The sequence below is a fragment of the Rhodococcus sp. NCIMB 12038 genome, assembly GCF_002165735.1.
In the GTDB taxonomy this organism is placed as follows: domain Bacteria; phylum Actinomycetota; class Actinomycetes; order Mycobacteriales; family Mycobacteriaceae; genus Rhodococcus_F.
Genome location: NZ_NHML01000004.1, coordinates 145,148 through 167,622, shown reverse-complemented (window position 1 = coordinate 167,622; position 22,475 = coordinate 145,148). Strand labels below are relative to the sequence as shown.

The following is a 22,475-nucleotide window of genomic DNA, read 5'->3' as shown; positions in this document are numbered from 1 at the left end:
CTTTCCGTGCCTGAACTGGGGGTGAGGTGGGACGCGCGCGAACTCGGGGTGCGGTGACTCCGCGCGCGTCCCGGGGTCGGCCGGGCTCAGCCACCCACGACGGTCGAGCATGCGAACGTGATGTCGAACTTCGCCGAACTCTGCGCGGTCGGGTTGCTCATGTCGGGCGCTCCGACGCCTTCGCCGGTGACCGTGTAGGTGTCGCCGTCCTTGACGACCTTCGCGGAGCCGCCGGGCATGCCCTGCCCGAAGCCGAGGGCGTACGGGAGGCCGTTCGACCCGCCCTTGCTGCCGGCGATCCCGACCGCCTGCACGGTGTCGGTGCCGGTGATCGTCGCGGAGACCGCCAGGTCGCCGTACGTCGCGTTGCCGGTGTCCGCGAGCGCCAGGGCCAGGGTGTCGCCCTGCTTGGCGCAGGTCGCGTCGAAGTTCGCGTCCAGCGCCTTGCCGTCGACCGCGGCCGCCGACGCACCCGCGGCGGTCTGCTCGGAGCTTCCCCCGCCGGAGCTGTCGCTCGTGTCGCTGCAGCCCGAGACGAGCAGGGCGACGGCGGCCGCCGCGACGATGCCTGCGGTGTAGACGCGCTTCTGAGTCCGAACGATCTTGTTCATGATCCGTCCTTCACGTTTCGTGAGGGGCGCTCGGCGCCCGTCGTCGATTCCTTCGGCTCGCGGTCTGGAGCCGATGTGAGAAAGGTAGGAACGTCTCGCGCCCTACCGATCCCAGATTTCTCGCGGCGTCGACGGGCCGCGCCTGCGGTAACCTGCTCGAATGCGGACGGGACCGAGGGGCTCAGCGGCTGCTCGGCGACCGCGCGCGATGGTCCTCGACGAGGTGTGGCGCGAGCTGGACGGCGTCGAACCGCTCAGCGGCCCGGACGGCGGGCCCCTGAGCCGCACCGTGAAACTGATCCTCGATCCGCTGGTCATCCGCCCGGTGCAGAACCCGCTGTGCGCCGGTCCGATCGTCACCGCCGACGGGGCGCAGCTGCTCGCCACCCGGGTGCACGCCTCCGCCGACGTACTGCGGGCCACCGCGGCCTGGTTCACGCTGCTCAAGCGGGTCCGCCGAGCACTGCGCATCACGGACGGCAACCCGCAGGACCTGTATTTCCAGCGGTGTTTCGAACTCGCGACCGGGTCGGGGGCGCCCGATCCGCTCCGCGACGAGGCCGTCGCCGAGAACACGCTGCGCGACGTGCACGATGTCGCCGCCGGCCGCACCACGCAGGCGTTGAAGGCCCACGTCACCGACCCGGCCCGGGCGCGGGAACTGAGCGCCCTCATCGACCTCGCGTGGGGGCGGCGACCGCTGTCGGGCACCGTGACGGGCGACCACGCCGCCGCAGTGGCCGTGGTCCTCGACGCCTGTCCCGGCGCGCGGCTCGAGCAGGACGGTGACGACGGACGGCACGCCCTCGACGACCTGGTCGCCGGCCATGCGGGCACCCACCACGGCATCGCGCTCTGGACGTCGACGCCGGAGGTCACCGCCCACCGGCTGGGCCTGACGAGCCATCCGGTGCCCGTGCCTCCGCGTCTGGGGTCGTCGGCGTCCACCTCGGCGCTCGGGCTCCCCTTCGACCGTTCCGTCCACGAACGCGTCTTCACGGTGCTCCGCGCGTCGACCGACCGTGCGGAGCTACCGCCGATCCACGAACTGGTCACCACCGAGATCGCCCGAAGTTGCTCGCCCTGGGCACTTCTCGACGAGACGCTACGGGTCGTGGCGACGACGGGTGCCGCACTCGCGACCGGGCTCCACCCGATCGGGACCGCACCCTCTCCCTCGGACACGGACACGACCGCCGTCCGGGTGATCAACGGTCGCTGGCAACGCGAGGCGTACGTCCTGCAGGCGCGGCGCCTCACCGTGAACGCCGACGCGGCGACGCTGCCCGACACGAATCCGCTGGCGGCCATCGCCGCCGAACTCCGCGAGCCGTGGCGGCCCTACCTCCGCCGACTGTGGGTCCGCCTCCACGGCCGCGACGTCCGAGAGTTCTCCGTCCACGAACCAGGCGAACTGTGGGATCTCCTGGACGGGGTGGCGCGGTCGGTCATCCTCGACCACCGGTTGCGGGTCAAGCAGGCGCTCAGCGCAATTCCGCTCGCGGACGCGACGGATGCTCCCGAATCGAGGGCGAGTTGACCACCGGCACCGTGCGGATCGACCGCGCCCCCGACGGGCTCTGGATCATCGCCCCCGAGAACGCACCGAGCGTCCTCGACGACACAGCGGGCATCGACGTGACCGTGCTCGAAGTTCTCGGCGGGCACCTGTCGTGGAGTGTGCTCGCCGAACACACCGTCCCGGTCGCGGTGATCGACGACGTCGACTCGGCGCAGAACTGGATGTGGGCGGTGTTCGGCGAGGAGGTGGCGCTCGCCGTGGCCGCCGGCGAGACCGGGAGCGACGTCGCGGTCGAACCGGCACGGCCGCGGGTGGCCGCGGGCGCTCGACGCCTCGCGTTCGCGCACTGGGCGGCGCGGTGGTGGCCGACGTCGACGGTCGACGGTATCGCGGCGCTCGACGCACGACTGTTGAATCGTGAGATCGCGGCGCTCGTCGAGGACTGCGATCTGCTCGTTGACGGGGACGACGCGCTCGCACCGTCCGGACCCACGCTCGCCGACCGTCCCGGGCGGGCGGACGACTACGCGCTCGCCGCGGGCGCCGCGGGCGCGACACTGCCGGACACCCTCGTGCTGGCGCGGGGCATCACGGGATCCGACTGGCGCCGGTACCCTCCCGGTCTCGTCGACTGTTCCGAGCGCGCGGTGTCGTGGGAGGTGGTGCGCACCTCCGGGAGCACCGCTGTGCGCGTGAGTGTCGTTGCGGCACCGGACGTCTCCGGACCCGTGCCCGAGCACGTCCGCCCCCGCGCCCTGGTCGGCACCGCATCGGACACCGTCGACGTCGCGCTGCACCTGTCGGGAGACGTCTGGTTCGGCGCGTCGGACGCACCACCCGGCGCGGAAGCGGGAGTGTCCGTGGACGTGTACCTGCCCGGGTTCGGCGTGAACGGTTCCGCGGACGTCGGAGGCCCGGACATCCGGGAGCGGGTTCGGGCCCTGGCGCGCCTGCGGCTGCGCCGTGCCGCGGAACGGGCTCCGGACGACGGACCGGACACGCCGCTGCTCGCCGAGATAGACGCCGCCGCCTCGGATTCGGACTTCTGACGTGGACGACCAGACCTGCCGCGACCTTCTTGCCGCGGGAGCCGCGGCCTATGCACGCGGAGACGTCGCCGAGGCGCTCCGGACGTTCGATGAGGTCGCCTCCGCGGCCACCGGCGACCTCCGGACGAGCGCGATCATCAACGCGGCCAGCATGTCCGACGAACTGGGCAAACACGCGAAGGCCGTCGACCTGTACCGGGAAGCCCTCGCGGTGATGCCTGCCGGCGCGATCCGGATGCGTCCGGCGGCGCTGGTCAACCTGTCGCAGGCACTGCAGCACATCGGCGACCTCGACGGCGCCCAGGACGCGCTCGAGCAGGCGCGGGAACTGCTCGGGGTCGACGGCGAAGACCAGGGCGACCTGCGGGTCGCGTGCCTGCTGTCGCTCACGGCGGTCGCGATGCACCGGCAGCAGTGGGCGCACGCTGCCGACGTAGCCACCGAGTCCCTGGACGCGGCAGTGCGTTTCGCCCCGGGTCTGGCCGGCCATCCGTTGATGAACCTCGCCGCCATCCACTTCGAGACCGGGCGTTTCGACCTCTCCGACGACTTCGCCGGGCAGGCGCTCGCCGCATTCGAGACGGCGGGCGATGTCAACGCGGTCGCCGAGACACAGCAGAACCTGGGCATCATGCGTGTCCGCACGGGGCGCCTCGACGATGCGGAACCGCTGCTGCTGTCGAGCCAGACGTATTTCGAACGGGCCGGGATCGGCCACCGGGCGGGAATCGGATCGAAGGTGCTGGCGTTTCTCGCCGAGGGCCGCGACGAGGCCGAACGCGCGTCGGCGCTCTATCGCCGCAGCCTCGACTACTTCCGGGGGTCCGGAGCGGTGCTCGACGTCGCGGACGTCGAGACGCGCCTCGCCACCGTCGCCTTCGCCGAGGGCCGACCGGATGAGGGCGAGAGACTGCTCGCCGCCGCGTTCGCCACGTATCGCGGGCTGGGACTCGGGCTGCACTGCGCGCAGGTCGACTTCTGGCACGCGACCCTCCTCGAATCCGCGCTGGCCGCCTCCGGCACACCGGACGGTGCGGCGCGAGCCACCGCGCTCGCCGTGCCCGCGGCGATCGCCATCGACGCCGTGCGATACACGCTCCCCAACGGCCGGCAGCGCGAGCAGTGGAACCGCGAGATCGCCGATCCGGCGATGCAATTGGCGTTCCGCCTCGCCTACGCGTCCGGCGACGCCCGGCTGGTGGCCGATCTCGTCGAGGCGCAGTGCGCGGGGACGACGGTGGACATCGGCCGCGCCGGGCACGGCACCCCGTTACGGCTGCCCTTGCAGTTGCCCGACCCTCCCCCGGTGGGCGCCGCCGGCACCGACGGCTCCTTCCTGCTCGGCGCCGCACTGGCCGGAGTCGCGGCCGGTGCGGGCCTGCCGGTGCCCCTCCCCCCGCGGCTCGCCGTGACGTCGGACGGGCGGATCGTGCTGGGCTCCTCGATCGCGGCCGCCGAGGAACGCTACGGGCGCGAGGTCCGCGACAGCCGCGTCGTGCCCGCCTGGTGATCCCACTTTCCGTTCCCTGCGAGGAGATTCAGGGCCGCAGGGTGTCACGGTGGTCACACCGCACGTCCGGCGATCACCCCTGGCCCCGTGGGTGAATGTCCGCCCTGACCTGCAACGCGTCCGATTCGACGGTCATTGATAGCCCCATCCAATCTATGGAATAGGTCTCATAGATTGGACCTATTCCAATCTGCTGGATAGCCTCGTCGCTGTCGGCTTCCAGTCTTACGAATAGAGGTTCCAATGGCCCTGATCAACACGCAGATCAAGCCCTTCGCGGCGTCCGCTTTCAAGGACGGCGCGTTCATCACCGTCTCCGCGGACGACATCAAGGACAAGTGGGCTGTCTTCTACTTCTACCCGGCCGACTTCACTTTCGTCTGCCCGACCGAGCTCGGCGACCTCGCCGATCACCACGAGGAACTGCAGCGTCTCGGCGTCGAGGTCTTCTCGGTGTCCACCGACACCCACTTCACGCACAAGGCGTGGCACGGATCCTCCGACACCATCGGCAAGATCAAGTACGCCATGATCGGTGACCCGACGCAGGAGATCAGCAAGAACTTCCAGGTTCTGCGCGAGAACGAGGGACTGGCCGACCGCGGCACCTTCCTCGTCGACCCCGACGGCGTCATCCAGTTCACCGAGGTCACCGCGGAAGGCATCGGCCGCAACGCCGCCGAGCTGGTCCGCAAGGTCAAGGCCGCTCAGTACGTCCGGTCGCACCCGGGCGAGGTCTGCCCGGCCAAGTGGGAAGAGGGCGAAGAGACCCTCGCTCCGTCGCTCGATCTCGTGGGCAAGATCTGACGTAGCCCAGTCGACCGTAGGCACGGGCTCAGATCTTCTGAGCCCGTGCGCGCGGTTCCCGGTGCTCCGCTCCCGTGGGGGGCAATCGGTGTCGCACCAACACTTTCCGGACCGCCCAGAGCTGGTTTCCGGTTTCCGATCCCTTTTCTCCCCGATCGATGGAGTAGATCCGCATGCTCGAAGCCTCGCTCGCCGGCCAACTGAAGTCCCTGCTCGAACGGCTGACCCTGCCGATCGAGCTCGTCTCCTCACTCGATGACGGCCCCAAGTCCACCGAACTCGCCGAACTGCTCACCGAGATCGCGGCGATGTCGGACAAGGTCACCTACGAACGCCGCGACGACGACGCGCGCCGCCCGTCCTTCGCCGTCCGCCGCAGTGGCACCGATACCGAGGTCCGCTTCGCCGGGATCCCGCTCGGCCACGAATTCACCTCGCTCGCACTCGCTTTGCTCCAGGTCGGCGGTTACCCGTCGAAGGAGTCCCCCGAACTGCTCGAGCAGGTCCGCAATCTCGACGGCGACTTCCACTTCGAGACCTACTTCTCGCTGTCGTGCCAGAACTGCCCCGACGTGGTGCAGGCCCTGAACCTGATGTCCGTGCTGAATCCGCGCATCAGCCACGTCGCGATCGACGGCGCCCTGTTCCAGGACGAGGTCGACGGTCGCCAGATCATGGCCGTGCCGACGGTCTTCGTCAACGGTGAACTCTTCGGCTCCGGCCGGATGAGCCTCGAGGAGATCATCGGCAAGCTCGACGTCGGTGCCGCCGACCGCGCCGCCGACGCGATCGCGCAGAAGGACCCGTTCGACGTGCTCGTCGTCGGCGGTGGCCCGTCCGGCGCCGCGGCCGCGGTGTACGCCGCGCGCAAGGGAATTCGCACCGGCATCGCCGCCGAACGCTTCGGCGGCCAGGTGCTCGACACCATGGCGATCGAGAACTTCATCTCCGTTCCCTACACGGAGGGCCCCCAGTTCGGGTCTGCGCTCGAGAATCACGTCCGCCAGTACGGCGTCGACATCATGAACACGCAGAAGGCCGCGAAGCTCGTGCCCGCCGCCACCGAGAACGGTCTCGTGGAGATCGAACTGGAAAGCGGTGCTTCCCTTCTCGCGCGGACCGTGATCCTGTCGACGGGTGCGCGGTGGCGCTCGATGAACGTGCCCGGTGAGGACCAGTACCGGAACAAGGGCGTCACGTACTGCCCGCACTGCGACGGACCGCTGTTCAAGGGCAAGCGCGTCGCCGTGATCGGTGGCGGCAACTCCGGCGTGGAGGCCGCGATCGACCTCGCCGGACTCGTCGAGCACGTCACGCTCATCGAGTTCGACTCGGTGCTCCGCGCCGACGAGGTGCTGCAACGCAAACTGCGCAGCCTGCCCAACGCGGACATCCTCCTGAGCACGCTCACGACGGAGGTCGTCGGCGACGGCAACAAGGTCACCGCTCTGGCCTACCAGGACCGCACGACCGATACCGCGCACACGCTCGACGTCGAGGGTGTCTTCGTCCAGATCGGTCTCCTGCCCAACACCGAGTGGCTGGCCGGGAGCATCGAGTTGTCCGATCGCGGCGAGATCGCGATCGACGACCGCGGCCAGACGTCGGTCCCCGGCGTGTTCGCCGCCGGTGACTGCACCACCGTGCCGTACAAGCAGATCGTGATCGCCGCCGGTGCCGGCGCCACGGCCGCGCTGAGCGCGTTCGACCGGCTCATCCGCACGGGCGTGCCTGCCGAGGATTCCGCCGCCGCAACCGTCGGCTAGTTCGATCGCCCTCCGCTGAACCCCTGCCCACCCGGGTGCGTGGCACACACGCCACCGCCCGGATGGGTAGGGAATGCTGGGGCGGTGCCGACCCACCTGTCTCACCCGCCGACCTCGCACGAGCAGCCCACCGCGATCGTGCGGATGGCCGACGCCGGCGACCTGTACACGTCGTGGCGGTGGACCCACGACTCCCACCCCGGCGGGGTCAGCGTCGCCCCCGCCGCGCAAGTGGATGAGGCCGTCGCCGCGCTGGCCCGGGCCCTGCCCGATCTCACGGACCCGCAGGGGCTGCACCGTTCACTGACGACGGGCGCGTTCTCCTGCTACGAGTCCGAACACGATCTGGCTCAACTCCTCTCGCGCACGTTTCTTCCGTTCGGCCTCGCCCGGCAGTTGCACGAACTGTTCACCCGCGGCGTGCGCCCGCATCTCCGCATCCAGCCGTCACCCCGGGTCGCGCAGGTGCCGTGGGAACTGATCGCCCCCGACGCCGGGCTGCGTCTCGTCGACATCGCGGACGTCAGTCTGCTGGCCCCGCTCAGCATCGTGCACTCCCCCGGCCGCCCTGTCCGAACCTGGACGGATGACCACCGGCTCCCCGTCGTCGCGGTCCTCGACCCCCGGGTGCCGGGCTTCCGCGCCGATTCGGTTCTCGGTTCCGTTCTGGGCCGGATGGCCGCGGACAGCCCGCTGTCGCAGCGGGTCGCGACGTACGCCAACGACGGCCGCCTGCTTCCCGCCGTGGACGGACCGCTGGATGTGTTCCGCCGCGAAGATGTCGACCGAGCGTGGCTCGGCGCGGCGTTGCGCGAGGGCGCGGGCCGGCTGGTGTACGTCGGGCACGTCACCGCGGCGGCGCCCGAATCCGGTCAGAGCGAGCACGCGGAACTGCACCTCGCCTGCGCCGCCGACGCCGTCGGGTTCGCGGAGCCGACGCGCGCGCACCGGCCGTTGTCCGCGAAAGACCTCCTGCTGGGGACGCACACGCTCACAGACGAACCGATCCGCGGCGCCGACCTGTGGCCGATCCCCAGCCGGGTTGCGCTCATCGCCTGCGAGAGCGGCGGCGACCTGCGGTTCAGCGAGGCCCTCGGACTGGTCTCCGCGATGATCGCCGGCGGCGCGGAACTCGTCACCGCGAGCCGCTGGGCCCTTCCGACGGACCTCGCCTTCCAGCGCATCGCGGGCGCCGCACCACACGCCCGCCCACTGCAGGACGCCATCTGCTCGATCGACGCGGCACACGAACTGCCCGACGCGGTCGGCGCGCTCTGCGCGTGGCAACGCGACCGGGTCGCGGCCTGGCGGGACCAACGGACGATCGAGCAGTCACCGGTGCTGTGGGCGGCGTTCGCGACCGTCTCGGTGCCCTGAAACCTCTGGTGCACTGCCGAGGTTTCCGTTCGCCACATCGTGTCGGTCGGTCGTTGTACCGTCGTTGCTGTCCGTTCCGGCACCTAGAAGGAGCATGCCCCATGACCTCTCGTCTCAACCCCTACATCAGCTTCGACGGCAACGCGCGGCAGGCAATGGAGTTCTACAAGGACGTCTTCGGTGGCACCCTGGCGGTGAGCACATTCGGTGAGTTCGGCGCCCCGGACGCCGAGGGAGCCGACAAGATCATGCACGCCATGCTCGAATCCGACAACGGGTTCACGCTCATGGGTGCAGACACGCCGCCCGGCATGGAACACAACCCGGGCACCAACATCGCGGTGAGCCTCAGCGGCGACGACGGTGACCTCCTCCGCGGTTACTGGGCCAAGCTCTCGGATGCCGGCTCCGTGTCGGTGCCCCTCGAAAAGCAGATGTGGGGAGACGAATTCGGTGCCTGTACCGACCAATTCGGTATCTCATGGATGGTCAACATTGCCGGGACGCCCAGCTGATCGCAGCGCCGGGTAGTCCCGCAGGTCGATGCCGGTGGCGAAGAAGTCGGTCACCTTCATCATCACGCCGAACAGGGCCCTGGACTTGAACGTCCAATTCCGCATCCTGATTCGAGTCGCCGATTTTGGCGCGAGAAACGGTCCGGCGCTGCCCTTGCGGGCAATCTTCGCGTACCGGTGCATCTGCTCGTTGTAACGTTCGAACGCCACGCGGTGGTCGCCGCCGGCGGCGGCGAGTTCGCCCGCCAGCACATATGCACCGACGAGGGCGAGACCGGTTCCGAAGCCGCCCAGCGTGTTTCCGTACGCGGCATCGCCGAGTAGGGCCACGCGTCCTGCGGTGTAGGTATCGGTCTCGACCCGTGCGATCGAGTCGAGGTAGAAGTCAGGTGCGTCGTCCAGTTGCGCGAGCAACCCGGGGACGCGCCAGCCTGCACCTGCGTACGCGGCGGCCAGCAGTTGCTTCTGCTCGGTGATGTCGCCACGGTCGTAGTCGATCGGGTCGGAGGCGAAGACGAACAACTCGGGAGCCTTCGGCCCACCGACGACGGCCATCCTTCCCGGTTCGTTGTACATCCATCCCGTCGCGCGTTCCCGCTCGGGCGACGCCGCAGTCACCGCGTCCGTGGCGCCGACGACGGCGTAGTAGTACCCGAGGAATCGGACGAAGTTCTCCTCCGGACCGAACCGGAGTCTGCGCACGGCCGAGTGAATGCCGTCGGCCCCGAACACCAGGTCGAAGCGGCGTGCGTGCGACTTCTCGAACGTGACCTCGACACCGGACTCCGTGTCGGTGAGCGCGGTGACGGAATCACCGAACAGGTACTCGCACGAATCCGCGGTCCGCTCGTACAGGATCTCGGTCAGGTCGCCCCGCAGGATCTCGACGTCGCCGCCGATGAATTCACCGGGCATGGTCGCCAGATGTTTGTCGTGTTCGTCGACGATCCGGAGGTCGGTCCTTCCGGTCTGCCTGCGGTGCACCTCGTCGAGAATCCCCATCTTTGCCAGCACCCGGCGGTGCACCTCCCCCTTGAAGTCCACGGCCTGGCCGCCGAGCCGAAGGACCGGTGCGTTCTCGACGACGGTGACGGCGTATCCGCTGCGCGCGAGCCAGAACGCCAGGGCGGGCCCGGCGATGCCGGCACCCGAGATCAGGACGGTTTCGTTCGGCATGGGACTCCTCCGAGAATGAATTGTGTCTGACGGACACAGTTAAGTGTATGGTAGACACAATTCCGGATCAAGAGTCGTCCGGAGGAGCGCAAAATGGATACCCAGCCCCGTACCGCCGAGCTGCTCTGGGGATCGCCGGACAGACCGAAGCGCGGTCCGAAGCCGGCGCTGAGCCTCGAGCAGATCGTCGCCACCGCCATTTCCATGGCCGATGCGGAGGGCCTCGCCGCGCTGTCGATGCAGCGCCTCGCGGAGGACCTCGGGTTCACCAAGATGTCCCTCTACCGCTACACCCCCGGGAAGGCCGAGCTGACCGCCCTCATGCTCGATGCCGCTCTCGGACCCGCACCCGACCTGTCCGAGATCGACGGCGGCTGGCGCGCAGCGCTCCACGAGTGGGCACTGCGCATGTGGGCGGGATTGCGACGGCATCCGTGGGTCGTGGACGTCGCCGTCGGCCCCCGCGTGATGGGACCGAACGAAATGGCCTGGCTCGAAACCGGCCTCGCGGCGCTGAGCGGCACCGGACTCACCGGCGGGGAACGACTGGATTCAGTCGTCCTGATCACCGGCCACGTCCGCAGCCTCGCTCAGCAGACGACGGCCCCCGGCGCCGAAACCGACACACCCGAGAAGGCCCTGAACGCGATCATGACGGGAATCCTCACCGACAACGCCGAACGCTATCCCGAGGCGGCGGCGGCCTTCGCGTCGGCGAGTTCGTCTTCCGGGCAGGACGATGCGCTCGAATTCGGCCTGGCCCGGATCTTCGACGGCCTCGCCGCACTCGTCGCGGAACGCGCCGAATAGCGGAGCCGCGGTCTGATCAAGCGGATCGAGGCCTGAGCAACACGGCAATTGTCACAGCCAGGACGCCGCCGCACAGAAGCCCGGCAAGCGCTGTGGCCCAACGCTGTCCCATCGATGCATCCGTGGAAGTCAGCGCGCACACCAGCATCGTCGCCGCACCTGTCAATGACAGGGTGACATTCCAGTTCAGAAGCTGACTGGTTCCGGTGTGGACTCGCAGAAGGGACGGGGGAATCAGTACGTTGGAGACAATGAGAAGCACGATGCCGGGGTAGAGCAGAGCGTTCATTGCTGTCCTATCACAGAGCGGTGGACGGTGAGGACGAGTTCATATCGTGCGGATCGGTCACAGACCCTCCATCTCCTCTACCTTCAATGCGAGCGCGACATCCAGGCGCAGAATGGGATCCGTCGTGAACGGGCCGACGATGCTCTCCAACTTGCCGATCCGGTACCGCAGCGTGTTGTAGTGGAAATGCAGGACGCGTGCAGTCTCGGCGACGTTGCAGTTGGTGTCCAGGAGTGCCTGCATCGTCTGGCGGAGGTCGATCGCCTCGTCCGAGTCGCCGGCCAGCGAACCGAGGATCTCGGTGGCGAACGATCGGAGTTCGCCGCTGTCGTCGACCAGGGAGAGTAGTCTGTGGACGCCCAGGCTGTCGAAGTGTGCGACAGTACCGTTCCCGCGCATGCGACGCCCCACCGTCACTGCCCTACGTGCCTGGTCGTACGCCTGCGGAATGTCGGCAGCCGAGCGGATGACCCGACTCACGCCGGTGCAGAACGAATGCCTGCCGCCTCCTCGGTCACCGGTGACGGCCGCAATCAGATCGTCGATGACCATTCTCGAGTCGTTGTCACCGACCGGCATCAACACCACCACTTCATGACTGAACCCGACCACCGGTGCGTACCGGTCCCTGCGCCGGACCACTTGTTTCCAGGCAGCAGTGAGTCTCTGTTGCGGCATTCGTCCGGCACCCGGCGGCCGTACCGCAGGTCCGGTTGTCGAGCGAGCGGGGTCCGGGTCGAGCTCCGCGACGACGACCACCATGGAGCGGTTCACGTCCCATTCGAGCTGTGCGCAGTGCTCCGTGATCTGGTCAACCGTACCGGCATTCCCGCTGAGTACGTCGCGCAGGAAGTCGCCGTGAAACTTTGATTCGACCGCCGACACGGCGAGCTGCTTGGTCACCGCCAGCGCGACCACGGTTGCGGCTCGCTCCAGCGCTTGCACGGTAACGGGACCCAATCCGCCGTCTCCCACGAAGGCGAGGATGACGCCGTGATCGGTCCCGCCGGCATGAACCCGCGCAACGGCGATCTGGCCGGCCTCCGTGCCCGGCGCCCGCTGCAGGCCGTGGTGCAGGCGCTCGGTGCGAAGCCTGCCGGACGGGTCGAACAGCGGCAGGTCCTCCAACGCCTGCAGATTGGCCGTCGTACCCGCTGTCGCATTGACCCGCCCGTCCGGCGTGCAGATCAGCACCGCAGCGTCGAACAGCGCGGCGACCTCGTCCGCGATCTGCGGCAGGTCGCCACCTTCGAGGACGATCTTCGTCAAGGCACGGTGCATGCGATCGGCGACGTCGAGGGCGAACGCCTGCCGATCGACGAGGTGTGTGAACACCTCGGACATCACCTCGTCGAAACCGATGTCGTGCGGGATGAGAAACAGCGGAATGTCGAGACGGTCCGATGCCTCGAGCATCGCGGCAGGGAGATCGCCGAGGTACCGGCCCTCCTTGACACCGAGTGCGGCCGCGCCACACCGGGCGAGGCCCTCGACGAGTTCGACCAGCGCCCGGGGATCGAACGGTTCACCCGAATCTGCATGTCGCAGAGGGAACCCCGTGGTGATCAGCAGTTCGTTGGGTTTCACCCACGGCAGGATGTCCGGTACCTCGATGACGTTGACTCGCAGAACGCTCTGCTCCAGTCCGCCCGCCCCCGCGAGGAGCGTGGAGCCGGCCAGGCTGGGGAGGGTCAGCGCCTCCCGAATCGTCAGCGCGTAGCCGGCAGGTGACGGCAGATCGACCGCGTCCACGGGTGCAGCTCAGTTCGGGAGGAGTGCCGGCGGAAGCACACGCTGCGTCCACTTCGTCTTCTGCTCGTACGCGTGGGCGAGTTGGAGGACGGCTCGGTCGGCGCCGTGTCGTCCGATTATCTGAATTCCCATCGGGAGCCCCCGGTCATCGAAACCGACCGGCATCGCGGCCACCGGGAGGCTCGTCATCGTCCACGGTGCGACGGTCTCCATCCACCGGTGATAGGTATCCATGGGCCGGCCGTCGATCTCGGTGGGCCAGTGTGTGGACTTGTCGAACGGGAACACCTGGGCGCTGGGTGCGAGGATGTAGTCATACGTTTCGAACATCTTCGTGAGGGCAGCCAGCCAGTCGTTGCGGGCCGCCGCAGCCTTCGTGACGTCGAGTGCGGACAGTGCGATCCCGTGCTCCATCTCCCACACGAATTCGGGCTTCATCTGCTCGCGTGTCTGCGGGTCGTCATAGAGGTCGACCAAGCCGAGCTGCGCCCACCAGCGCCATCTCAGGAAAAGCTGCCAGATGTCTTCGGGCTTGTAGTCGGGGAGCGCCGCCTCGACGCGGCAGCCGATGTTCCGGAATGCGTCGAACGCGGACTCGCACAGCTCGAGAACTCCGGGTTCCGTCGCCAGGTACCCGTCCCAGTTACCCACCCACGCGATCCGCGTTCCGTGGAAGTCCCGCTCGAGGTTCCGTGTGAAAACCTCGGGGTCCTCGTCGATGCCGAGCGGGGCGCCCGCGTCGGGCCCGGCCATCGTCGACAAGAGCTGCGCCACGTCTGCCACCGACCGTCCCATCGGGCCGACCACCGCGCCCTGAGCGATGAAGCCTGCCTCCGGGATGCGCCCCCATGAAGGACGGAATCCCACAACATTGTTGAAGGCAGGCGGGTTTCGCAGTGAACCCATGTAATCGCTGCCGTCGGCAACCGGGACCATCCGTAGTGCCAGGGCCGCGGCGGCACCGCCACTGCTTCCACCTGCGGTGCGTGACGTGTCGTACGGTGTCGCCGTCGTGCCGTACACCGGGTTGTACGTCTGGGACCCGAGCCCGAACTCGGGGGTGTTCGTCTTCCCGATGACAATGGCACCCGCCGCCTTGATCCGCGCGACGAACAGGTCGTCCGCATCGGCGATCCGGTCGGCGAAGATGGATGATCCGGATGTGAACGGAAGTCCCTTGGCCGCGGAGAGATCCTTGACGGCGTGCGGGAACCCGTGCATCCAGCCGAGGTAATTCCCGTTGGCAAGCTGATGGTCCCGCTCGCGCGCTTCGGCCAGCAACTCGTCCCGGTCCCGCAGGGCAACGATGGCGTTGACACTGTGATTGTGCCGTTCGATGTGGTCGAGATAGGCGGTCATGACGTCGACGCACGACACCTCGCGGCTCTTGATCAAACCGCTGAGCGTGAGCGCGTCACACATGACGAGATCTTCGTATCCTCCTGGCCTGCCCAAAGGTTCGACGTCAGTCAGGGGCGAATCACCTGCGTCGACGGGATCGATGACGTGTGACACTTGTGAACCTCTCCACGGTTTCGGATGCGATTGCCGGCGATCGAGGGTGCGCAGCGCCCGGTGGCGGCCGCCACGCACCCTCGTTCACGGTGCGACGACGAACTATTGGCCGAGGTCGACGATGGCGGCGACGGGGCCGCCACCCTCCGGGCCCTGGTGCGCGGCCGACACGGACACGAACACCGCCGGGTCACCGGTGACCGAAGACGCGACACCGCCGACGCACGACTTGATCTGGCGGTGCCAGTGCACGTCCGAGTCGTCGAGCATCGCGTTGCGGCGGCCGCGCACCGTCCCGTCCTGACTCGCCTCACACTTGAGGAAGACATTGACGAGCCGGCCGTCCAGGTCGCTCGTGTGGGGCCGCTCGGGCAGTTCGAGTCCCGCATCCCGGATCGCCGACCAGATGCCGTCCTGATCGAGCGGATCCTTCATCACGCTGTGCCCGATCCGGTAGCGGCCGCCGACACCGCGTGCGTTGCCCACCACCACGATCTGAGCCCGGTCCAACTCGACACCCGAGGAGCAGGATGCGACCGACGAGTAGAGGTCCCGGCTGTGCATGACATCGGCATCGCCGGGCATCTCGATCTCGCCGAGGGCGACAGCAATCCCCAGTGCCGTGCCACCGTTCGACAAGTCCATCGACTCGTGCGTCTGCTCGGTCCACACCGTCTCGCCGCGGCTCTTGGCGTCCCGGATGGTGTGGATCGTCAGCAACGGAGTCTTCGTCTGCACGTAGTGCACGTCGGCGGGGTCGGTGATGCCGGCGTTGTCCATCGCCATCTTCACCGCGGCTGCCACCTTGGTGATCATCGCCGTGCGACCGATGTCTTCGGGGAGAAGCTGCTCACTCATCGCGACACCGACGGTCAGTCGCGGCTCGTCGGTCTTCACTGCCTTCTCTGCAGGCACCGTTGCGAAGATCGTTGCGTGCGGGCTGATCACACCGTCGGTACCGCCGGACCAGACGATGGGTACCCCGGCCACCTCGTCCGCGCTTCGGCTGCCCTTGGCCGAGAGGACCTCACGGAAAGCCCGGTCCGCGATGATGCGCGTGTAGTCGTTGACGCCGCCGTTGCCCTCGGTCTTGCCGATGACTGCGATGACGCGGTCCGCTTCGAGCACACCGTCGTCGATGAGCTTGGCCAGCTCGCCGGCGTCGGACACGCTGTGCAGGGGAACCTTGCGGACCTCGATTGCTTCGGGCATTGACATCTCCTCTATACGTGGCTTGCGGGGTAGTCGAGATCAGCTTTTGGCGATCGGAACTCCAACGCAGCCCACGCTATGAGGGCGAGCACGTTCGGACATTGGCAAAGTTTGCCCAAACCAGAACTCACATTGGGCAGAGTTGACCAGTGCCGCTGGCGACAGCATCGAAGTCGCGCTGCCGGTGATCGGAGTGACCGGCGCCGACGAGGTCGGGCCATTGCGTCCACGTGCGGGGGAGCTTCCATCAACGTCCGACATACCCGTGACGGATCACGTGACCGGCTGGGGAGATGCTGCCGGTCTCAGTTAATCGGCCGGCGTTCAAGAAGTAGCCTCTGGCGCGGAGAAGAGGGAATCCTCACCGACAACGCCGAGCGTTACCCCGAGGCTGCAGCGGCCTTCGCCTCCGCCGGCTCCTCGTCCGGGCGGGACAATGCGCTCGAATTCGGCCTGGCCCGGATCGTCGACGGCCTGGCCGCACTCGTCGCGACCCGCGCCGGATAGCCGAGCGCGGGGCCTCAGCTCGCCTGAGGTTTCAGATCGCCGTAGTAGGTGTGCGCCTTGCCGGCGAGAAGCCACAGAGGCGCAGCGTCGTCGTCGTCGGACAGGTAGCCCTTGCCACGACCGTCCGCCAGGTATTGGGAGCGAACCCACTCTTCCATCGCCTCGTTCGACTGGTCGGGCAGTCCGTAGAGCTGCGCGACCGCGCGGTGGAGTTGTTCGTCGTCGACGGTCATGCCCTGTGGCTGCTTGCGCAGGTTCAGCGCCTTGTCCGTCTCCCCTGCTCGATGCAGGTGGACGATGTGGAACGCCATCTCACACACGAACGGCTGGTTTCGATTCACGGTGCTCCTCTCCGCTCGTCACCATCGATCGTCCCGCCCGAGTCCGTCCCGCGCCAGTGCGGGGCACCTGCAGGAACGATCTCGCAACTTGCGTCAGAGGGGTGGTGGTCAGCCGCTCGACGCTCGTAGCGTCGTAGGTGGGTGTACGTGAGTCGGAACGAACGAGGAGGAGACATCGTGACGATCGACAGAGGAATTCTTGCCCTGCTGGAGGCCAAGCCGGGCAAGGGCGAGGAACTGGCTGCGTTCCTGGAGCAGGGACGCGCCCTGGCGGCGGCGGAGGAAGGCACCGTCACCTGGTACGCGTTCAAGGTCAGTGACACCACGTACGGCATCTTCGACACGTTCGAGAACGAGGAAGGTCGGCAGGCGCACCTGAGCGGAGCGATCCCCGCCGCTCTTGGCAACGTCGGCCCCGATCTGCTCGCGAGGGACCCCGACATCCGTCCGGTCGACGTGATCGCCGTCAAGTAGGACGCCCGCCGGGTTTCCTATCGTACGGTCAGTTGAATCCTGCCCGTAAACCTACCCGATCGGGTAGGGCACAGACTGTCCGCGACGCGGCATACTTGCCCGGCTCGGGGGTTTCCGAAAACGATACGGAGAAACTGATGCTCGACCGGCTGTACGCCGCTGTCCTCGCCGTCGCCGGCCTCGGTTACGGCGGTTACATCCTCCTCGACGAATTGACCGGAGGGTCGGACACACCCGGCGAGGACGACCATCGTCTCCACGAAGTCCCCTCGGGAGCAGGTGTCCGCGCTGTGACGTCCCAGCAACACTTACGTCAGGTTGGCGAAGCGCGAGGGATGCTGGACTAGCGGCTCACGAGTTTTATCGCCGCCGCCTCGATGGTGTCCTCGGACAGCAGCACCTCGAGCGCGGCGTCGCCGAGTGGGATGAAACTGTCGTCGCTCGTCACCCGCGCGAGCGGCCCGGTGAAGCCCTCGTCGACCAGCGCGGCGACCACACCCTCGGACACACCACCGGACTTGCGGGTCTCGTCGACCACGAGCACCCGGCCGGTGGCGTGCGCCTCCCGGACCACGTCCTGCACCGGCAGCGGTGCGAGCCAGCGCAGGTCCACCACCCGGGCGGCGATGTGCGCACGCTCGAGCTTCCGCGCGACCCGCAGACTCATCCGCAGACCGTTGCCGTAGGTGACGATCGTCAGGTCCGTACCGTCGCCGTAGGTGCGGGCCGAGCCGATCTGCACGTGGCTCTCGACCTGTGTCGCGGGGTCGGGATACGGTGCCAGCCACAACCCGTCGCCGTCGTCGTACAGATCCCGGATGTGGTACAGCGCAATCGGTTCCAGGTACACGCACACCGCGCCCGCGGTGCGGGCCGCCGCCACACAGGTGTGCATCATCGCCGCGGCGTCATCGGGGCGGGACGGCGACGCCACCACCACGCCGGGGATGTCGCGCAGTGCGGCGACGGCGTTGTCGTTGTGGAAGTGCCCTCCGAAGCCCTTCTGATACCCGTACCCGGCGATTCGCACCACCATCGGATTGCGGTACTGCCGGTCGGAGAAGAACTGCAACGTCGCGCCCTCGCCGCGGATCTGGTCGGCCGCATTGTGCAGATACGCCAGGTACTGGATCTCCGGGATCGGCAGCAACCCGGTCACCCCCGCACCCAGCGCGAGACCCAGGATCGCCTGCTCGTCGAGCAGGGTGTCGAATACGCGCGCCGACCCGGCCTTCTTCATCAGACCCCGGGTCACCCCGTACACCCCGCCCTTGCGGGCCACGTCCTCACCGAACACCAGTGCCTCGGGGCAGCGGGCGAGCACATCGAGCAGGGCACGGTTGATCGACAGGGCGAGGGTCAGCCGGCCTTCCTCCTCCGGCAGCGGGGATCCGACAAACTCCGCACGCTTGGCCGGGTCGACGCGCTCCGGCACCGCCGCGGCGGCCTGCTCGGCGGTGTCGGCGAGGGGCCTCATCACCGCCGCGGGACTGTCCAGTTGAGGTAGCTCGGCGACTTCCCGGGCAAGTCCGAGTACCTCGGCGCGCGTGTTCTCGTAGCGCGCGAGGACCTCGGTGGGGCTCAGGTGTCCGCCTTCGATCAGAAGTCTTGCGGTGCACAGCACCGGGTCCCGGTCGAAGTCGGCGGTGATCTCAGCGGACGTCCGGTACGCGGACTCCAGATCGGATCCTGCGTGACCCATCAACCGGACGGTCCGCAGGTGCAGGAACGCGGGCTTGCGGTGACTGCGCACCCAGTCGGCGGCGCTCTTCGCGGTCGCGTACGCCGCCGGCAGGTCGGAACCGTCGGCCTCGAAGTACTCCAGACCGGCCCGCGCACCGAAATTCGCGGCGATCCACCCCGTCGGTGTCTTCGTGCTGATCCCGATCCCGTTGTCCTCGCAGACGAACAGCAACGGGAGCGGCAACCCCTGGTAGGCCGAGTGGACGGCAGTGTTGATCGCGCCGACCGCGGTCGAGTGATTTGCCGACGCATCCCCGAAACTGCACACGGCCACCGCGTCGGCCGGCCACGGCGAGGGCAGGTGGAGCTTGTGTGCGCGGGCGATCGAGAAGGCGACACCGACCGCGCGCGGCAGATGCGAAGCGACGGTGGACGTCTGGGGAATGATCCCGAGATCGTGGCGGCCGAATACCTTGTGCCGACCACCCGAGATCGGCTCCTCCGTCGCGGCCACGACACCGAGGAGGACGTCGCGGAGCGGATCGGTGCCGTCCACCTGCTGCGCCCGCGCGAGGAAGAATCCGCCGGAACGATAGTGCAGCAGAGCGGGATCGGTCGGACGCAGCGCCGCTGCGACCGCGGCATTGCCCTCGTGCCCGGACGAGCCGATCGTATAGAAACCCTTACCCTGCGACCGCAACCACCGGGCCGCCAGATCGAGATGCCTGCTGCCGAGTTGCGCGTCGAAGAGGTCCAGAGCGCCCTGCACCGACAACGGGGACGGCGGCCGGATCGGATCCTCCGGACGAACACCCGGGCGACCGGAATCGGGCACCAGTGCCGACACGACGGAGGTGAAGTAGTCGTCGATCTGTTCGGCCATCACCCGATCATCCTGTGACACCGGGCGGCGGGCAAGGGTCGCGTGCTCCACTCACCTTCTCGACCAGTGTCCGGTCTTATCCGGACAGGAACGTGTTTCGGCGTCAGAATGTCAGCACGGAGGTGGGCCCATGGAGTTGGACGTGACCGGGGTGCCGGAACGGGTCTCTACGGGGGCTCTGCCCGGGTGGGACGATGTCGAGTCGCTTCTGCACGGCGCGTACGAGCGCGCTGCCGCCGCGACGGGCGGAGTCGTGGCGGATTACATCCCGATTCTCGCGGCAGTCGACCCCGGCCTGTTCGGGATCTGCGTCGCCGAGGTCGACGGGGGTGTGCACGCCGTCGGCGACTCGTCGCACGAGTTCTCGATCCAGTCGATTTCCAAGGCCTTCACGTACGCTCTCGTCTGCCAGGAGATCGGCCACGAGGTGGTGGGCGAAAGAATCGGGGTGAACAACACCGGCCTGGCGTTCAATTCCGTCGTGGCCCTCGAACTCAACGACGGCCATCCGATGAATCCCATGGTCAACGCAGGCGCCATCGCCACGACCGCACTCGTTCCCGGTGTCACCCCCACCGCGAAGTGGGACTTCCTCCAGGACGGTCTCTCCCGCTTCGCCGGGCGCCGGTTGGCGCTCGACGTCACCGTCTACGAATCGGAGGCGGCGACGAACCTCCGCAACCGCGGGATCGCCCAGCTTCTGGAAAGCTACGGCCGCCTGGACGTCGACCCGCTGGCTGCGGTCGACGTGTACACCAAACAATGCTCACTCCGGGTGACCACCCGGGATCTCGCAATCATGGGCGCCACTCTCGCCGACGGCGGCGTCAACCCGGTGACGGGAGAACGCGTCGTCGACGAGTCGATCTGCCGCGACACGCTGTCGGTGCTGGCCGCCACCGGATTCTACGAACGATCCGGGGAATGGTTGTTCGAGATCGGTGTGCCCGGCAAGAGTGGTGTGTCCGGCGGCATCGTCACGATCGCCCCGGGCAAGGCCGGACTGGCCACCTTCTCTCCGCGGCTCGATTCCGCGGGCAACAGCGTTCGGGGGCAGCGGGCCACCGCCTACCTGTCCCGGACTCTCGGATTGAACGTCTTCGCGTCCGGGCCCCACCCTCCGCGTGAAAGCAGGTCAGCATGATCCCAGCGAGCAGGTGAAGGCGTCGTGGCGTCCGATGATCGGACTCGCCCTGGCGCAGGTGCTCATGTCCTTCAACGTCGCGGCACTACCGGTCTCGCTGGGCGGCATGGTCGAGGATTTCGGTGTTCCTCCGACGACGGTGAGCACCGCGATCGTCACCTACGGCCTGGTGGTCGCGGCGCTGGTGATGGTCGGCGCGAAGCTGGGACAACGAGTCGGCTGGGTGCTGATCTTCCGCATCATGGTCGCCGTGTTCGCGGTCGCGGAACTGATGATGGTTCTCTCACCGAGTATCGGCTGGGTGATCGCCGCGCAAGCGCTCGCAGGGGCGGCGGCGGCGATCATCGTGCCCACCCTCGTCGCCCTCATCGCCGAGAACTATCGCGACGCCCAGCAGGCGACCGCGATCGGATCGCTCGGATCGGCGAGGGCCTTCTCCGGGCTGTCCGCGTTCCTGATCGGTGGTGCACTGGGAACTCTCGTCGGCTGGCGGCCCGTGTTCGCCATCCTTATCGTCGTCGCCGTCGTGGTGTTCCTGCTGAGCTTCACGCTTCGCTCCGATCGCGGCAACGACGCCATCAGCATCGACATCGTCGGCGCGTTCATCATCGGTATCGCCGTCATGTCGCTGACGCTGGGTTTCAACAATCTGAACTCGTGGGGTCTGCTGACGGCATCGCCCACCGCGCCCTTCAGCGTGCTCGGCGTCTCCGGCGCCCCGGTCCTGATCGTGCTGGGAATCATCCTGGGACAGGCGTTCTTCGTCTGGACCAGACGGCGCGCTAACAGCGGCCGCGTCCCCCTGATCAGCCTCGAGGTGGTGTCGGCGTCCACCGAGCGCGCGGCCGTGTATGCAATGTTCGTCGTCGTCGCACTCGAAGCGGCCCTGAACTTCACCGTGCCCCTCTACATTCAAATCGTCCAGGGCCGAACCCCGTTCGACACCTCGCTGGCGATGATGCCGTTCAACATCACCGTTGATCTGGCTCTCGTTCGTGGTGACCAACAACTGGGAGACCGTCCCGACCATCCTCGGTCTCATCGTCTTCGGCATCGGACAGGGCGCCCTCGTCACCCTCGTCTTCAACGTGCTGGTCACAGCCGCCCCGAAGGAACTCGCGGGCGACGTCGGGTCGGTACGCGGCACCACCCAGAACCTCGCGTCCGCCGTCGGCACGGCCTTCGCAGGCGCGCTCCTGGTGACGCTGCTGTCGATCGGTGTCGGACAGGCAGTCGCCAGTCACGTCGACCTCCCCGAAGACCTCGTCGCACAGGTCGACCTGGACAACATCAACTTCATCAGCAACGACCGCCTCGAGGAAATCCTCGACACAACCACCGCCTCCGACGTGCAGGTCGACGCCGCCGTGCAGATCAACATCGACGCCCGCCTCGACGCCCTCGAGATCGGGCTGCTCACCCTGGCCGGGCTCAGCGCCATCGCCATGGTGCCCGCGAGCCGGCTCCCGAACTACCGCAGGGACGAGATCCCCGGCCCCTCCCCTCAAGCGGACTAGACCCACCCCGCACCG

21 protein-coding genes and 1 pseudogene are annotated in these 22,475 nt (G+C 67.9%); 13 read left to right on the top strand and 9 right to left on the bottom strand.

Annotated elements, in window-relative coordinates:
- Nucleotides 1-86: 86 nt before the first annotated feature.
- Nucleotides 87-611, bottom strand: coding sequence for a lipoprotein LpqH (locus CA951_RS06955; RefSeq protein WP_087556150.1), 525 nt, complete (start codon nt 609-611; stop codon nt 87-89).
- A 208-nt stretch (nt 612-819) separates the two neighbouring features.
- Here CA951_RS06955 and CA951_RS06950 point away from each other — a divergent pair, with 208 nt between their 5' ends.
- From CA951_RS06950 to CA951_RS06920, 7 genes are all read left to right on the top strand, one after another.
- Complete coding sequence (locus CA951_RS06950; protein WP_087556149.1) at nt 820-2,151, top strand: hypothetical protein; 1,332 nt, start codon at nt 820-822, stop codon at nt 2,149-2,151.
- Nucleotides 2,148-3,182 (top strand): hypothetical protein, encoded by a 1,035-nt coding sequence (locus tag CA951_RS06945; protein ID WP_087556148.1) that lies wholly within the window; start codon nt 2,148-2,150, stop codon nt 3,180-3,182. The genes CA951_RS06950 and CA951_RS06945 overlap by 4 nt, the downstream gene beginning before the upstream one ends.
- Before the next feature lies 1 nt (nt 3,183).
- Nucleotides 3,184-4,692 carry a lipopolysaccharide assembly protein LapB gene (locus tag CA951_RS06940; protein WP_087556147.1) on the top strand — a complete coding sequence of 503 codons (1,509 nt, stop codon included), beginning with the start codon at nt 3,184-3,186 and terminating at the stop codon, nt 4,690-4,692.
- A gap of 243 nt (nt 4,693-4,935) precedes the next feature.
- Nucleotides 4,936-5,499, top strand: a complete 564-nt coding sequence (ahpC, locus tag CA951_RS06935) for an alkyl hydroperoxide reductase subunit C (RefSeq protein WP_087556146.1) — start codon at nt 4,936-4,938, stop codon at nt 5,497-5,499.
- Nucleotides 5,500-5,672: 173 nt separating this feature from the next.
- Complete coding sequence (ahpF, locus tag CA951_RS06930; RefSeq protein ID WP_087556145.1) at nt 5,673-7,265, top strand: alkyl hydroperoxide reductase subunit F; 1,593 nt, start codon at nt 5,673-5,675, stop codon at nt 7,263-7,265.
- Between the two features lie 84 nt (nt 7,266-7,349).
- On the top strand, nt 7,350-8,642 hold the full coding sequence (locus CA951_RS06925) for a CHAT domain-containing protein (RefSeq protein WP_373413536.1): 1,293 nt from the start codon (nt 7,350-7,352) through the stop codon (nt 8,640-8,642).
- 101 nt (nt 8,643-8,743) lie between these two features.
- Entirely contained in the window at nt 8,744-9,157 is a 414-nt protein-coding gene (locus tag CA951_RS06920) for a VOC family protein (protein ID WP_087556144.1), read from the top strand.
- On the opposite strand, the gene CA951_RS06915 is transcribed toward CA951_RS06920, so the two are convergent.
- Entirely contained in the window at nt 9,122-10,333 is a 1,212-nt protein-coding gene (locus CA951_RS06915) for an FAD-dependent monooxygenase (RefSeq protein WP_087556143.1), read from the bottom strand. The genes CA951_RS06920 and CA951_RS06915 overlap by 36 nt on opposite strands.
- A 93-nt stretch (nt 10,334-10,426) precedes the next feature.
- Here CA951_RS06915 and CA951_RS06910 point away from each other — a divergent pair, with 93 nt between their 5' ends.
- The gene (locus CA951_RS06910; protein WP_087556142.1) at nt 10,427-11,143 is read left to right on the top strand and encodes a TetR/AcrR family transcriptional regulator; all 717 of its coding nucleotides are present in this window, start codon (nt 10,427-10,429) and stop codon (nt 11,141-11,143) included.
- A gap of 16 nt (nt 11,144-11,159) precedes the next feature.
- Here the strand turns inward: CA951_RS06910 and CA951_RS06905 are convergent, their stop codons facing one another.
- The 5 genes from CA951_RS06905 to CA951_RS06885 form a co-directional block, all read right to left on the bottom strand.
- Entirely contained in the window at nt 11,160-11,432 is a 273-nt protein-coding gene (locus CA951_RS06905) for a hypothetical protein (protein ID WP_087556141.1), read from the bottom strand.
- Nucleotides 11,433-11,489: 57 nt separating this feature from the next.
- Nucleotides 11,490-13,184, bottom strand: a complete 1,695-nt coding sequence (locus tag CA951_RS06900; RefSeq protein WP_087556140.1) for a PucR family transcriptional regulator — start codon at nt 13,182-13,184, stop codon at nt 11,490-11,492.
- 9 nt (nt 13,185-13,193) lie between these two features.
- On the bottom strand, nt 13,194-14,699 hold the full coding sequence (locus CA951_RS06895) for an amidase (RefSeq protein ID WP_373413535.1): 1,506 nt from the start codon (nt 14,697-14,699) through the stop codon (nt 13,194-13,196).
- Between the two features lie 102 nt (nt 14,700-14,801).
- Nucleotides 14,802-15,911: a ring-opening amidohydrolase gene (locus CA951_RS06890; protein WP_087556139.1), complete on the bottom strand. Its 1,110-nt coding sequence runs from the start codon at nt 15,909-15,911 to the stop codon at nt 14,802-14,804.
- 521 nt (nt 15,912-16,432) lie between these two features.
- Nucleotides 16,433-16,759 (bottom strand): hypothetical protein, encoded by a 327-nt coding sequence (locus tag CA951_RS06885; protein WP_087556138.1) that lies wholly within the window; start codon nt 16,757-16,759, stop codon nt 16,433-16,435.
- Between the two features lie 177 nt (nt 16,760-16,936).
- Between CA951_RS06885 and CA951_RS06880 the strand changes: the two genes are divergently transcribed.
- A complete protein-coding gene (locus CA951_RS06880) occupies nt 16,937-17,233 on the top strand; it encodes a putative quinol monooxygenase (RefSeq protein ID WP_087556137.1) in 297 nt (98 codons plus the stop codon).
- 137 nt (nt 17,234-17,370) lie between these two features.
- A complete protein-coding gene (locus tag CA951_RS06875; RefSeq protein WP_087556136.1) occupies nt 17,371-17,580 on the top strand; it encodes a hypothetical protein in 210 nt (69 codons plus the stop codon).
- Here CA951_RS06875 and CA951_RS06870 read toward each other — a convergent pair.
- The gene (locus CA951_RS06870; protein WP_087556135.1) at nt 17,577-19,799 is read right to left on the bottom strand and encodes a thiamine pyrophosphate-dependent enzyme; all 2,223 of its coding nucleotides are present in this window, start codon (nt 19,797-19,799) and stop codon (nt 17,577-17,579) included. The two genes, CA951_RS06875 and CA951_RS06870, sit on opposite strands and share 4 nt — an antisense overlap.
- 130 nt (nt 19,800-19,929) lie before the next feature.
- On the opposite strand from CA951_RS06870, the gene glsA reads away from it, so the two are divergent.
- Entirely contained in the window at nt 19,930-20,943 is a 1,014-nt protein-coding gene (gene glsA, locus CA951_RS06865) for a glutaminase A (RefSeq protein ID WP_087556134.1), read from the top strand.
- Here the strand turns inward: glsA and CA951_RS44070 are convergent.
- Nucleotides 20,935-21,102: a hypothetical protein gene (locus CA951_RS44070; protein ID WP_256973388.1), complete on the bottom strand. Its 168-nt coding sequence runs from the start codon at nt 21,100-21,102 to the stop codon at nt 20,935-20,937. The two genes, glsA and CA951_RS44070, sit on opposite strands and share 9 nt — an antisense overlap.
- Between CA951_RS44070 and CA951_RS44065 the strand changes: the two are divergent.
- A pseudogene (locus CA951_RS44065) lies at nt 21,041-21,856 on the top strand (MFS transporter); the annotation flags it as partial. The gene CA951_RS44070 and the pseudogene CA951_RS44065 overlap by 62 nt on opposite strands.
- Nucleotides 21,857-21,920: 64 nt before the next feature.
- Complete coding sequence (locus CA951_RS44060) at nt 21,921-22,460, top strand: hypothetical protein (RefSeq protein ID WP_256973387.1); 540 nt, start codon at nt 21,921-21,923, stop codon at nt 22,458-22,460.
- Nucleotides 22,461-22,475 lie beyond the last annotated feature (15 nt).